We start from the raw sequence: 508 nt of genomic DNA, 5'->3' as shown, positions 1-508 counted from the left end.
GTGGGCAGCAGGCCGATCAGCGTGGTGGCGCCCGCCATCAGCAAAATCGTCATGGCCAGCGTGCGTTTGCGCCCGATCCGGTCGCCGAGCATGCCAAAGAAAATCCCGCCCAGGGGCCGGAAGGCGAAGGCCACCGCGAACACCGCAAAGGTCTTCAGCAACGCCGCGCTGGCGTCACCGCTGGGGAAGAATTGCTGGGCGATGGTGGTGGCGAGAAAGCCGTAGACGGCGAAGTCGAACCACTCCACGAAATTACCGATGCCGGCGGCGATGATCACTCTGCGCAGGGTTTGGGGGCTGACCTGTTCGGTGGATGGGCTCGTCATGGGGGAAGGCCTCGGCGGTGGTAAGGGGATGCTTGATTATCGGGGGCGGGGATTGGGCGGCGGGGCTCAAAAGAGTCGTCCGCGTAGTCAGTAGCGACTGGGTGGGAGTGATGCAGGCAGGATTTGGGCCAGGTAAGGCGGGGAGCTATCCAGGGAGGGGGTGGGTGATTTCTACGCAAGGA

Annotated in this window: 1 protein-coding gene; it reads right to left on the bottom strand. The window is 63.8% G+C overall.

The features are described 5' to 3' along the window. Positions 1-326 (bottom strand): MFS transporter (locus tag HX846_RS33830; protein WP_178967110.1); only part of this gene is annotated, 326 nt, incomplete at its 3' end. Positions 327-508: the final 182 nt, after the last annotated feature.

This window comes from Pseudomonas sp. K5002 (assembly GCF_013386655.1).
Lineage (GTDB): Bacteria > Pseudomonadota > Gammaproteobacteria > Pseudomonadales > Pseudomonadaceae > Aquipseudomonas.
This window is presented reverse-complemented; position numbering and strand designations above follow the sequence as displayed.